General features: G+C 54.5%; 12 protein-coding genes. 4 read left to right on the forward strand and 8 right to left on the reverse strand.

The genetic code is table 11. From position 1 onward, the window contains the following. The first annotated feature begins 263 nt into the window (after positions 1-263). Positions 264-3200 carry an isoleucine--tRNA ligase gene (gene ileS / locus TA5113_RS05100; protein WP_058315281.1) on the forward strand — a complete coding sequence of 979 codons (2937 nt, stop codon included), beginning with the start codon at positions 264-266 and terminating at the stop codon, positions 3198-3200. 59 nt (positions 3201-3259) lie between these two features. Here ileS and TA5113_RS05105 read toward each other — a convergent pair whose 3' ends face one another. Further along, positions 3260-3910 carry a hypothetical protein gene (locus TA5113_RS05105; protein WP_131726425.1) on the reverse strand — a complete coding sequence of 217 codons (651 nt, stop codon included), beginning with the start codon at positions 3908-3910 and terminating at the stop codon, positions 3260-3262. A gap of 184 nt (positions 3911-4094) precedes the next feature. Between TA5113_RS05105 and TA5113_RS05110 the strand changes: the two genes are divergently transcribed. From TA5113_RS05110 to TA5113_RS05120, 3 genes are all read left to right on the forward strand, one after another. Further along, complete coding sequence (locus tag TA5113_RS05110; RefSeq protein WP_058315283.1) at positions 4095-4724, forward strand: LysE family translocator; 630 nt, start codon at positions 4095-4097, stop codon at positions 4722-4724. A 3-nt stretch (positions 4725-4727) separates the two neighbouring features. Beyond that, entirely contained in the window at positions 4728-5183 is a 456-nt protein-coding gene (locus TA5113_RS05115) for a methylated-DNA--[protein]-cysteine S-methyltransferase (RefSeq protein ID WP_058316634.1), read from the forward strand. Positions 5184-5252: 69 nt separating this feature from the next. Continuing rightward, positions 5253-5711 carry a hypothetical protein gene (locus TA5113_RS05120; RefSeq protein WP_058315285.1) on the forward strand — a complete coding sequence of 153 codons (459 nt, stop codon included), beginning with the start codon at positions 5253-5255 and terminating at the stop codon, positions 5709-5711. Positions 5712-5734: 23 nt separating this feature from the next. Here TA5113_RS05120 and TA5113_RS05125 read toward each other — a convergent pair whose 3' ends face one another. From TA5113_RS05125 to TA5113_RS05155, 7 genes are all read right to left on the reverse strand, one after another. After that, entirely contained in the window at positions 5735-6445 is a 711-nt protein-coding gene (locus tag TA5113_RS05125) for a CDP-alcohol phosphatidyltransferase family protein (RefSeq protein ID WP_058315286.1), read from the reverse strand. 58 nt (positions 6446-6503) lie between these two features. Then, on the reverse strand, positions 6504-7823 hold the full coding sequence (locus TA5113_RS05130) for a DUF8689 domain-containing protein (protein ID WP_058315287.1): 1320 nt from the start codon (positions 7821-7823) through the stop codon (positions 6504-6506). Positions 7824-7925: 102 nt separating this feature from the next. Continuing rightward, the gene (locus TA5113_RS05135) at positions 7926-8414 is read right to left on the reverse strand and encodes a prepilin peptidase (protein ID WP_058315288.1); all 489 of its coding nucleotides are present in this window, start codon (positions 8412-8414) and stop codon (positions 7926-7928) included. Continuing rightward, positions 8414-9262, reverse strand: a complete 849-nt coding sequence (locus tag TA5113_RS05140; RefSeq protein ID WP_058315289.1) for a tetratricopeptide repeat protein — start codon at positions 9260-9262, stop codon at positions 8414-8416. The genes TA5113_RS05135 and TA5113_RS05140 overlap by 1 nt, the downstream gene beginning before the upstream one ends. A gap of 26 nt (positions 9263-9288) precedes the next feature. Next, the gene (locus tag TA5113_RS05145; protein ID WP_058315290.1) at positions 9289-9843 is read right to left on the reverse strand and encodes a tetratricopeptide repeat protein; all 555 of its coding nucleotides are present in this window, start codon (positions 9841-9843) and stop codon (positions 9289-9291) included. A gap of 26 nt (positions 9844-9869) precedes the next feature. After that, positions 9870-10856, reverse strand: coding sequence for a type II secretion system F family protein (locus TA5113_RS05150; protein WP_058315291.1), 987 nt, complete (start codon positions 10854-10856; stop codon positions 9870-9872). Positions 10857-10865: 9 nt separating this feature from the next. Then, positions 10866-11828: a type II secretion system F family protein gene (locus TA5113_RS05155; RefSeq protein ID WP_058315292.1), complete on the reverse strand. Its 963-nt coding sequence runs from the start codon at positions 11826-11828 to the stop codon at positions 10866-10868. Between the last annotated feature and the right edge of the window lies 1 nt (position 11829).

Genomic DNA, 11829 nt, shown 5'->3' on the forward strand with positions numbered 1-11829 from the left:
GGGCAGCCCCCGACCGCCCCCATGGGCGGGGGCTTCACCCCCACCCGCGGTCGGGGTCCGCCCTTAGTGGCACGACTTAGGTTTTGCGACTTTACCCCGCATGCGCTCGGGCCTATAACGCCCCCATGACCCGTGTAATGGCGATCATTATTCGAATTATATGCCCGGCGCTCTAAGCATTCGAGCCGCCGGGACAAGGCGTATGGGATACCACGCCGACCCTTCAAAACAATCTGACATCCGATGACCGAAGGACGCCAAACATGTGCGCCGACACTCCTGAGAATACTCTCGACTACAAAACCACACTGAACCTGCCGAAAACCGATTTTCCCATGCGTGCAGGCCTGCCAAAGCGAGAGCCTGAATGGCTGAAGCGCTGGGCAGAGATTGGGGTTTATGATCGCCTACGTGAAAAGGAAGGCCGCGCGCCGTTCACCCTGCACGACGGCCCTCCATACGCGAACGGCCACTTGCATATCGGCCACGCGCTGAACAAAACCATCAAAGACATGATCGTGCGCTCCCACCAGATGATGGGCTATGACGCGCGTTACGTGCCGGGCTGGGATTGCCACGGTCTGCCGATCGAATGGAAGATTGAGGAGCAATATCGCCAGAAAGGCAAAGACAAAGACGCGGTTGACGTTGTCGAGTTCCGTCAGGAATGCCGCGCCTTTGCTGACAAATGGGTCGACATCCAACGCGAAGAGTTCAAGCGGCTGGGCATCACCGGCAATTGGGATGACCCATACCTGACCATGAACTACCACGCCGAAGCGGTCATCGCTGACGAGTTCATGAAGTTCCTGATGAACGGCACGCTCTATCAAGGCTCAAAACCTGTGATGTGGTCGCCGGTTGAAAAAACCGCGCTGGCGGAGGCCGAGATCGAGTATCACGATCACCAAAGCCATACGATCTGGGTGCCTTTCTCTTTCTCAAATGCTCAAGGTGATCTGGCCGAGGCCCGCGTGGTTATCTGGACCACGACCCCTTGGACCATCCCATCCAACAAAGCTGTCGCCTATGGGCCGAAAATCTCTTACGGCCTCTACCGCGTGGACGCGACCGAGGAAGAAAGCTGGACGAAACCGGGCGATCTATACCTCTTCGCAGATGCTTTGGCGGAGGACGCTCTGGGCAAATCCCGCGTGACTGAGTTCACGAGGGTGCGTGACGTCGCCGCGTCGGAGTTTGCAGGTGCAATTCTGAAACACCCATTCAACGGCCTCGAAGGTGCAGATGGGTTCTGGGACTACGAGGTTCCTATGATCGATGGCGACCACGTGACCGATGATGCCGGTACCGGTTTCGTGCATACCGCGCCAAGCCACGGTCAGGACGACTATGAGTGCTTTGTGGCGCGCAATTGGATTGACCGCATGACCCACAATGTGGGTGAGGAATCTCAGTTCCTGTCGCACGTGCCATTCTTTGCGGGTCTGCAAGTCTTTGACCGCAAGGGCAAAGAAGGTAAAGCCAACAACGCTGTGATCGCGAAGCTGGTAGAAGCGGGCGGCATCATCGCGCGTGGCCGTGTGAAACACAGCTACCCACATTCTTGGCGCTCCAAAGCACCGGTGATCTTCCGCAACACGCCGCAATGGTTTGCGTCCGTGGACAAAGAAGTTGGCGATGGTCAGGACAAATTAGGCAAGACCATCCGGGATCGTGCGTTGAACGCCATCGACCAAGAGGTGAAATGGCACCCGCAAACCGGTCGCAACCGTCTCTATTCCATGATGGAAGCGCGCCCGGATTGGGTTCTGTCCCGTCAACGGGCTTGGGGTGTGCCGCTGACATGCTTCACCAAGAAAGACACGCTGCCAACAGACCCTGACTTCCTCTTGCGCAATGACGAGCTGAATGCCCGTATCAAAGCGGCCTTTGAAGAAGACGGCGCGGATGTTTGGTACACCGACGGTTTCAAAGAAAAGGTTCTGGAAGGCATCGCAAACCCAGCCGACTACGACCAGGTCTATGACGTTCTGGACGTATGGTTTGACTCAGGCTCCACCCATGCCTTCGTCCTGCGCGATCGCGAAGACGGCACGGATGACGGCATCGCGGATGTTTACATGGAAGGCACCGACCAGCACCGTGGTTGGTTCCACTCTTCCCTGCTGCAATCCGTCGGCACCAATGGCCGCGCCCCTTACCGCAACGTTGTGACCCACGGTTTCACCCTGGACGAGAAGGGCAACAAGATGTCCAAGTCCTTGGGCAACACCATTGTGCCGGAAACGGTCGTCAAACAATACGGTGCAGACATCCTGCGCCTTTGGGTGGCACAAACCGACTATATGGCGGACCAGCGCATCGGCCCTGAAATCCTGAAAGGGGTTGCCGACAGCTACCGCCGCCTGCGCAACACCATGCGCTATATGCTCGGCGCGCTGGGCAACTTCACCGAGGAAGATCGTGTGGACCCGGCAGACATGCCGGAACTGGAACGTTGGGTTCTACATCGCTTGGCGGAACTCGATGTGAAAGTCCGTGAAGGCTATAAGGCATTTGATTTCCAAGGGGTGTTCTCTGCGATCTTTAACTTCGCAACGGTGGACCTCTCGGCCTTCTATTTCGACATCCGCAAAGACGCTTTGTACTGTGATGGCAATACCTTACGCCGTCGCGCGTCTCGCACAGTGATGGATATCTTGTTCCACCGCCTGACCACTTGGCTGGCGCCAATCATGGTGTTCACCATGGAAGATGTGTGGCTGGAGCGATTCCCGGGTGAGGGCAGCTCTGTACACCTCGTAGACATCCCAGACACCCCAGCGGCGTGGCTTGATGAAGATCTGGCCGCGAAATGGTCCAAAGTGCGTCAGGTGCGCCGGGTTGTGACCGCAGCGCTGGAAGTGCAGCGGGTCGAGAAGGTGATCGGATCCTCACTGGAAGCGGCGCCAGAGGTCTACGTGGCTGACGAAGCGCTGCTTAATCTGGTGAACTCAGTAGAGTTCGAAGATGTCTGCATCACCTCCGCGATCACTGTGAACGCGGGTGCTGCTCCTGATGGGGCCTTCACGATGCCAGAGGTCGAGGGCGTGGCTGTGGTCTTTGCCAAGGCAGAAGGTCAGAAATGCCAGCGGTCTTGGAAGATCCTGCCGGATGTGGGCTCTGATCCAGAGTTCCCGGATGTTTCTGCGCGGGACGCCGAAGCGTTGCACGAGCTGCGCGCGGCGGGCTTGATCTAATATTAAAAAAAAGGCGCTCTGATTTCAGAGCGCCTTTTACTTCGGGTCTGCGTCGCTTTTTAGACGGTCAAATCTTCAGTCGACTCCGTGTTTGCTTCCTCAATAGATTGCAAGATGGAGTCCAACATCTGACTCGCAGCCTCAGCGTCTGAAGTATCTACAAGTGGAATAGGATCGGTATCTGGGGTGGCTACCTCTTCAGTTGAAGCAGTTTCGTCCGCAGTGGCTTCATCCGTAGCAACCGGTGCTACGTCTCCCTCCACGACCCCGCCATCGCCCGTATCAGTTGGGGCCGTGCCGTCTTGCGCAGCTGCGGTATCGCCCTCTGAAGGAACGGTTTCGCCGTCTATGGCTGGATCAGCGACCCCATCGATTGTGGGAGCTGTTGCTTCGCCAGCAGCAGGATCATCCGGTACGATCGGTTCCACTTCCATGCTCGCCAGAATGACAGTAAGTCCGCCCCCGCTTTCTTGGAAATTTGTAGCATTTCCGCCGGTTTTGAAGGCGCGAAACTCACCCTTGGTAATCGTGCCATCGGCGTCGGAATCCATCGCTTCCTGATTTGCAGCGATATATTTTCCAAGTTTTGTATCCTGAATATCCTCAAGTTTGACGCTGCCGTTTTCATCGGCGCCAAGTTTTGCCAACTGAGGGTGGGGTGACGGGCGATTTGCGTGCCCGTGCGCCATTCCATTCATAAGTCCGATCAAAGGTATTCTCCTTTGTTGATCTGCTGCCTCGGCGCAAACTTACCATAATTATGTTAAAGCTAGGTTTCAGTCTGTTCTGAATGGCCTGTTTGAATTTTGAGCCGGAAAAAGTGCCTTGGCTCAGTGCGTTATTTCTGTTTCTGTCTGATGGTTGGTCCAATGTGGGCTAGGGGAAGCAACTAAAATGATTGATCTTGCGATCTATATCCCAGCGTGTTTCGCGATTAATTTGGCCTTTGGGCCGAATAACCTATTGGCCATGACACACGGCACTCAGGCCGGCACGGGATTTGCCCTCAGGGCAGGGATGGGGCGCATTTTGGCCTTTGCACCGATGATAGCAATTTCTGCGATCGGGCTTGGTGTGATCCTGTCCGCGTCGGCCATGGTGTTTACAGCGGTTAAGATTTTCGGTGCGGCCTATCTGGTTTGGCTGGGCGTAGCGCTACTACGGTCATCGGCGTCGGCGGACATCTCAGAGCTGGCGCCGCGTCCGCTTGAATTTCGCTCGGCTTTTCGCAGTGAAATGCTGGTCGCCTTTGGTAACCCAAAAGCGATCTTGGTCTTTGCAGCCTTTTTCCCGCAATTTGTGGTCGTTGAAAACTACACACAAAGCTATTTGATCTTGGGCAGTCTGTTCCTGCTAATGGAAATTGCGGCTCTTTTGATCTACGCCGGTATCGGTCGGTTTGCCGCGCGTGCTGCCTCAAGGCGACTGCACTGGTTCCAGCGCGCGTCTGGTTTTGGGATGATTGCCTTTGGGCTCTTGCTTTTGTTTACCCCAAAACCGGGCAATCAGGGATTGGCGGTTTGAGTGATGCTAAGTGCATGTTTCCATAGCCCTGTGGGCGCGTTGACTGTCTTTGAAGAGGACGGAGCCATCACCAGCCTGAGATGGGCGGAAAAGGAGTCTGCGCATACTGCGCTTTTGGATCAAACCGTCACGCAACTTGCGGCCTACTTTGCTAGCGAGCTGCAGGTGTTTGACCTGCCGCTCAATGTCAAAGGGTCTGAATTTCAGCGGGCCGTATGTGACGAGATGCTCAAAATCCCCTATGGCGAAACCTGCACCTATGGCGATATTGCCAAGACGCTTGGCGTGTCAGCCCAACCTGTTGGCGGTGCTTGCGGTGCCAATCCTATTCCGATCATCATCCCTTGCCACCGCGTGATGGGGGCGGGCGGTAAGCTGACGGGGTTTAGCGGGGCAGGCGGGGTTGAAACCAAAGTGGCCCTGTTGCGCCATGAAGGGGCGGGCGGCTTTCTGATCTGACATTGATCAAAGCGGTGATCTGGTGAACCTGTCAGGTTGACATGCGTATTGCTGAGAAAGGACATTCGCATGACAGATCGCGCGGCACTGAAAAAGGCCATTCACGACCGACTGATGGCTTCGGAAGAGGGCGAATTGGCGGTGGCCATGACGCATTATGAGGCCCATTTGAGCCAGTCCCAAACCGGAGATCATGATCTTCATGATACGGATGATCAGGTCGCATCCCGCGAAAGCCGCGATCTTGCAGCTGCTTTTGATGCACCTGTGCAGGCACACCACGCGAAAGTCGACGCAATAGAAAACACCGATTTCTCGCTGACGGATTATGTGAGGCCCGGCGCGGCGGTCAGCTTTAACAACCGGCATTTTGTTGTCTGCGTGGCAACCGCGCGTTTTGACGTGATTGGAACCACTTACATGGGCATCTCCACCGGAAGCCCGATCTATGAAGCCATAGCGGGATTGCACGCCGGAGACCGCTTTACCTTTCAAGGTTCAGAGCTAGAGATCTCTGATGTCCTTTGACCAATAAAATGGCATGGATTGCGCTACAGGGTGTCGAGCTCTGTGGTGCGATCCGGCAGGATTTGTTGCACGATCCCGATCAGCAGCAAGTAGATTGAGGTCACGACCAGCCCCCAGTGGGCCCAGCTTTCGGGATGAAAATCCACCCATGCGGCCCAGCCGGCAAAGAACGTCCAAGCCAGGGCCATCGGAAGCGACACGCGACGCCAGCGCTCTGTACGTACCGGATGGATAAAGCGAAGGGGTAAGAACATCGCGATGGCCAGCGTCGAAACCAAGGCCAGACTGACCCAGAAATTTGGCTCGAGCGCGAAGATGACCAAGACCAACATGTTCCAGCATCCAGGGAAACCTGAGAAGGAATTGTCTTTTGTTTTCATGCGTATATCTGCGAAATACATGGCAGACGCAAAAGTGATGATGATAATCGCAAACCAACCGGTCCAGCCGTCCATCAGACCCGATTTAAACAAGGCAAATGCGGGAATGAACACATAGGTGAGGTAGTCGATGATTAGGTCGAGCAGTGCCCCATCAAACTCCGACGCATGGGTTTTAACGTCGTATCGCCGGGCTAAAGGACCATCGATCCCGTCCACGGCAAAGGCCACAACCAACCACAAAAACATGAGGCTCCACTCGCCATCTACAGCAGCGAGCATGGCCAGCATGGCAAAGACCGCGCCGGAGGCGGTCAGCAAATGAACGGAGAGGGCTTTGTAACGTAGGCTCATCCGCTTCTGATGGCCTAAAACGCGCGTTGTTGCAACGCGCGCGACGGTTCCTGTGTGCTTATTTGACGATCATCTCGTCTTTCACAAACATATTCGCCCAAGCACGGTCAATTAGGTCTGGGGTCATCTGGTAAGGGATGCCCTCAAACTCACAGATCGAGATCATCTGATCGATCAAGAAAACCGGCTGGTAGTTTGCATAAATATTGTCGATCGTCGGGTATTTCTTCTGCAGAAGATGCACCAGTGCCGTTTCATCCAGCGGCACACCCTTCTTGCGCGCGACCAGCGCGAAGATTTTCAGGAAGTCTTCTTGGTTCGGACCGTCAATCTTGATTTTAAAGAAGATCCGGCGCAGGGCCGCTTGGTCAAAAATCTCATTCGGGTGGAAGTTGGTCGAGAAGACCACCAACGTATCAAACGGGGTTTCAAACTTCTCACCAGATTGTAGCGCGAGGATATCGCGGCTTTCTTCCAATGGAACAATCCAACGGTTCACCAGCGCCTGTGGTGGTTCTTGCTGACGACCCAAGTCGTCCACGATGAAGATACCGCCAGCGGCCTTAAGCTGCAGCGGTGCCTGATAGGTACGTGCTGTAGGGTTGTAGACCAGGTCCAGCATATCCAGCGTCAGTTCACCGCCGGTGATGACCGTAGGGCGGTCACAGCGCACATAACGGCTGTCAAAGCTGCGTTTGCGGCGCAGGCTGTTTGGGTCATCCACTTCCGCTTCTGCTTTGGAATGCACAATCGGGTCATAAACCGTAATCACCTGACCGGCATATTCAATCGCACGGGGCACATAGACCTTGTCACCCATCGCGTCGCGAATGCCGTTTGAGATCGAGGATTTGCCGTTGCCCGGAGGACCATACATCAGGATAGACCGACCGGCACTTACCGCCGGGCCAAGGTGGTCGAGCAAGCTGTCAGGCAGGATCAAATGCCCCATGGCATCGGTCAACTGCTGACGGGAAATCTGAATATTGCGGATGGATTGACGTTTGATTTGTTCGCCATAGACCGCCAGCGGCACTGGCATCGCGCCATAGTATTCGGACTGCGCCAAAGCGTCTTGGGCACGGGTTTTGCCAGCGTCGGTCAGCTGATAGCCCATTTCATTGCCAGAGTTGGCATTCAATGTACCGGTGGCTTCCAGAAACTTCTGTTCGCGCGCCATGTCGATCAGTTCTTGCGTCACCGCTGTGGGCAAGCAAATCGCCCGCGCCACGTCGCTGACCATATCCACATTCTTGCGGAACATGGTTTTCAGCAGAATATCCCGCATCATCACGATGGGCAGTTTCATGTCCTCCAGCCGTTTTGGGGCAGGGGGGGCAATCACCGTGCTAGCGGCGGTTTCAAGCGGCATATTCATGGCATGACCTTTGATCAAACGCGTAGTAATCCGCGCTTTATCATCGCGATGAACATGGCAGGAATTGGGCGAGGGAAAGGTATTGGGGTGCGCCCTAAGCGCTTAGCTTAGCGCCCCCAACAGAAGATAAATCAACAATGTGCCACCCAGCGCGAGCCCCATGGGGAAGTCTTTCTTCTGGTCCCAGCTTTCCCATTCCGGCACCATGCGTCGCACAGGGCTATGTTTGGCGAGCTTATGAGTCACCCAAGCCGCAATCAGCGTGCTCGCAAAAATAACCGCAAGCTGCGTGGCGTCTCCAAGCGGAATGAATGGCGCTGCAGCTGCTGCAAATTTCGCATCACCCGCGCCAACAAGGCCGCCTGCATTCAGCACGATCCCAACCAGAAGGATCACAATAAGATGTAGATAGCGCCAGAGATACGTTTCAAATGGCAATGCAAATACGCCGACGACAGCGAAGACGAGAAATAAAACCATCACCGCTTTATTGGTGATCTTCATCATCTTCATGTCGGTCCAGGCGACGTAAAGACAGATCGGTGCGACAAAGGGTAGGAACCAAAGCGCCTCAGTCAGGGTGATTTGCATTAGCTTGCTTCCAGGGCCCGAAGACTACGTACTGCTGTCTCAAAATGCTGCGGGTGCGTGTCGATGGCTTCACGCAGAAGCGCTTTGCCGATTTCGACATCGCCCTGTTTGATCGCTGAGAGCGCGAGGGTGTGCAAAAGCTGCGCCCGCTCGGTTTGCTCCATTGGGACCACTGGCAATGAATAATTCCGTTGCGCGGCGCGGGCCAGAACAAGGTTATTTTTCGCGGTGAACAATCCTGTGTCTTCGCGGATGGCCTGCCCAAACAGGCGCTCTGCATCAGAGAAATCGCCGCGGGTGAGTTTTGAATAGCCCCAGTTGTTCAGGACGCCGGCTGGTCGCGTGGTCAGACCGATCGCGGTTTCGTAGAAACTGTCGGCCTTCTTCCACTCCTTGGCGGAGTCCGCGACCACGGCTTCTAGGCGATAGCGTTTGAATGTCTCGTGAGTCGGCGGGATCGCATCCAGCGTTTTATCCGCTTGTTCCCAATCGCCAGTGCGGATCAGTGCGTCGGCTAGATCAACCTGATCATCAAGTCGGCTATCTGGGTGTTTCACAACACGTTTCCAAGCGGTGACGGATTCATCATATCGTTTTGCGCGCACCAGAGACGTGGCAAGGCCCCGTTGAATATCAATGCGATCCGGGTTTTCGGATAATGTTCGTGAGAAATAAGCGACCGCTTCATTTGGATCCGCTGCGGTGAGCATCACGTCCGATAGGTCCGCCCCATCGATTGCGTTCACCGCTTCAAGAGCACGATCTACTTCTGCTTCGCCTGCTTTTTGACAGCCCGCCAGCACTACCGCTGCGGCGAGCCCCATACCCATTAGAATAGACTGGCGCATTTTATGCGTCCTTTTGCTGCTCGTCTCTATGGTGTGCTTTGAAGGAGATAGTCAGCTCCGCCCCGGCGCACCAATTTGAATTCTTGTTCTAATTGAGAGGCATCATAATCAGGATTTTCAAATTTTGCGAGTGCCAAGCGCAAATTGTCGCGAATTGCGTCACTTTCGCCATTGTCCAGTGCGAACGCCCTGCGCAGATACTGGACGGCTTCCGCTGTTTTGTCTCGCTCGATCAGAATGACGCCGAGGTTGTTTAAGATTTCTGGACTGAATTCGTTCTTCTCGATCGCGTCACGCAGATTGGATTCTGCTTGTCCCAAACGACCCAAACGCAGGTTCGCGCTGCCGATGTTTGATAGGATTTCCGCGGTAAGGCCTTCTTTGGCTGCAGCGCGTGTATAAGCATCCAATGCGAGCTCATATTCTCCGGCATCCATCAGACGATGGCCGACAAGTATTTGATCTACGGCGTCTTTTTTTGAGTCTACGCTTGGCGCAAAAGGGCTGTCTTTAGATGTGCCAAGGCCGCCCGTGGTACAGGCGGCCAATGCAAGACCGAAAATCAGAACTAGTTTTGACATCAGCCGATTGAGTTGTTTCACGTTGCCTACTGCGAGATCTGTGTAATGTTCACCACGGACGGGGAAACCAAGATCAAAAGAAGTGGCGGAACCGTCAGCATCATAGTGGCAAGAGTCATCTTGGTTGGCAACTTGTTTGCCGCTTCCTCTGCGCGCATGACACGCTTGTCGCGCATTTCGGCCGAATAAACCCGAAGCGCGTCGGCAATTGGCGTACCAAAGGTAGTGGATTGGTTCATCACGGTCACAAAGCTTGACACGTCGGTCACGCCGCAACGTTCTCCCATATCGGTCAAAACGGTTGATTTGTCTTTACCGGCTTTCATCTCGTGGGCGACGATTTCATATTCGTCTGCCAAGGTTGGGAAGCTGGCGCGCAGTTCTTTTGCAACACGGATGATGGCTTGGTCCAGAGATTGGCCCGCTTCCACACATACGAGCATCATATCAAGGCTGTCAGGGAAGCCGTTGGTGATCTCTTCCTTGCGGCTGTCAACACGGCGTGTGATCCAGTATTTTGGCAGGAAGTAACCGGCAGCACCGGGGCCAAGGACCCATTGCAGCATGTCTTTGGTTGTTGCGGTTTCCGGATCGAGTGCCAGCGTGAAATACGCGACCCCAATGATCAGGCCGAGCACGCCAAAACCAACCTGCGCAAGGTAAAATGCGCGCACCGCATCGCGAGACTGGTAGCCAGCTTGCATCAGTTTGAGCTGCATCGAGGAAAGTTCTTCCTCGTTTTGAGGTTCAAGGAACCCTTTGTATTTTTCAAGCTTCTCATTGTTGGAAGCGCGGCGCAAAGCTTCTTTGTTGGCTTTGGCCTTTTTTGAGTCATTGGTCGTGCCTTCACGGCCCGCTTTACCCAATTTGGCGAGGGGGTCGTTTTTGTCACGCATTATCATGGCGATTGCCATTGCGACTGTCACAATACCCAGGGCACCAACGATGATTACGGGTCCGAAGGGACCAAGGGCGTTTGTCATCAGATTTGTAAGTGTATCGAAAATAGGCATTGGGTGTCCTTACACTTTGATATTTGTGAGAATGCGCATGACGATCAGGTTGGCTGCCAGAAATAAGCCAACCGCAATGCAGCCCATGACAAACCAAGGGTGCGTTTTCACTTCGTCGTAATAGTGAGGGTCGCTCAAATTGATGAAAATCAATGCTGCAACCGGGAAGCCAGACAGGAATTTACCTGACCATTTCGCCTCCGCCGTAATCGCTTTCACACGACGGAACAGGCGGAAACGAGCGCGGATCACTTTTGACAGACCCGCGAGGATCTCAGCCAAGTTACCACCGGATTGTTGTTGGATGGTGACTGCCACCGCCAAGAAACGCATGTCCTGCATGTCCAGACGTTCTGCCATGTCTTTAAGAGCTTCGCCCACATCGCGACCGTAAGCGGATTCGTCTGCGATTACGCCGAATTCTGTCGCCAATGGATCAGGTGTTTCCTTCGCAACGATCTGGATCGCTGACGAGAACGGGTGACCGACGCGCAGACTGCGGACCATCAATTCGATGGCATCCGGCAATTGCTCTTCGATCATGGATACACGTTTGCCGGCCTTCATGCTGACCCATGTATAGACCGCGCCAATACCCACTGCTGCAGACATGAGCACGTTGGTGAGCATGCCTGCCTGCGTGCCGATGGTCATACCGACAAAGGCAACGCCACTTAGCACAACCATCATCATGATCAATTGCTGCGGGCTAAAGGCAATGGCTGCCTTCTGCGCTTTTTCTGCGAGCAAGGAATATAGCGGAATGGAGCGAGACTTTGAGTGCTGCGCCATTTCTTTGCGCAACTGTTCTAAGACATCTTGCCGTGCCGCACCTTTGTCCAGCATTTCAAGACGGCGGCTGACCTTGTTATTCAGGCTGATGGATTTCCCGAAGACCGTTAGATACGCGCCCTCTACTAAAACAAGGACGGCCGCGAAAATTAGACCATATATCAGAAGTTCTGTGCTCATG

Origin of the sequence: Cognatishimia activa (genome assembly GCF_001458335.1) — a bacterium.
GTDB lineage: Bacteria > Pseudomonadota > Alphaproteobacteria > Rhodobacterales > Rhodobacteraceae > Cognatishimia > Cognatishimia activa.

Coding starts and splice junctions, on each gene's coding strand:
- TA5113_RS05115 (WP_058316634.1), top strand. CDS start 4,728: ATGCTAAGTGCATGTTTCCATAGCCCTGTGGGCGCGTTGACTGTCTTT.
- TA5113_RS05110 (WP_058315283.1), top strand. CDS start 4,095: ATGATTGATCTTGCGATCTATATCCCAGCGTGTTTCGCGATTAATTTG.
- TA5113_RS05120 (WP_058315285.1), top strand. CDS start 5,253: ATGACAGATCGCGCGGCACTGAAAAAGGCCATTCACGACCGACTGATG.
- ileS (WP_058315281.1), top strand. CDS start 264: ATGTGCGCCGACACTCCTGAGAATACTCTCGACTACAAAACCACACTG.
- TA5113_RS05135 (WP_058315288.1), bottom strand. CDS start 8,414: ATGCAAATCACCCTGACTGAGGCGCTTTGGTTCCTACCCTTTGTCGCA.
- TA5113_RS05125 (WP_058315286.1), bottom strand. CDS start 6,445: ATGAGCCTACGTTACAAAGCCCTCTCCGTTCATTTGCTGACCGCCTCC.
- TA5113_RS05145 (WP_058315290.1), bottom strand. CDS start 9,843: ATGTCAAAACTAGTTCTGATTTTCGGTCTTGCATTGGCCGCCTGTACC.
- TA5113_RS05130 (WP_058315287.1), bottom strand. CDS start 7,823: ATGAATATGCCGCTTGAAACCGCCGCTAGCACGGTGATTGCCCCCCCT.
- TA5113_RS05140 (WP_058315289.1), bottom strand. CDS start 9,262: ATGCGCCAGTCTATTCTAATGGGTATGGGGCTCGCCGCAGCGGTAGTG.
- TA5113_RS05155 (WP_058315292.1), bottom strand. CDS start 11,828: ATGAGCACAGAACTTCTGATATATGGTCTAATTTTCGCGGCCGTCCTT.
- TA5113_RS05150 (WP_058315291.1), bottom strand. CDS start 10,856: ATGCCTATTTTCGATACACTTACAAATCTGATGACAAACGCCCTTGGT.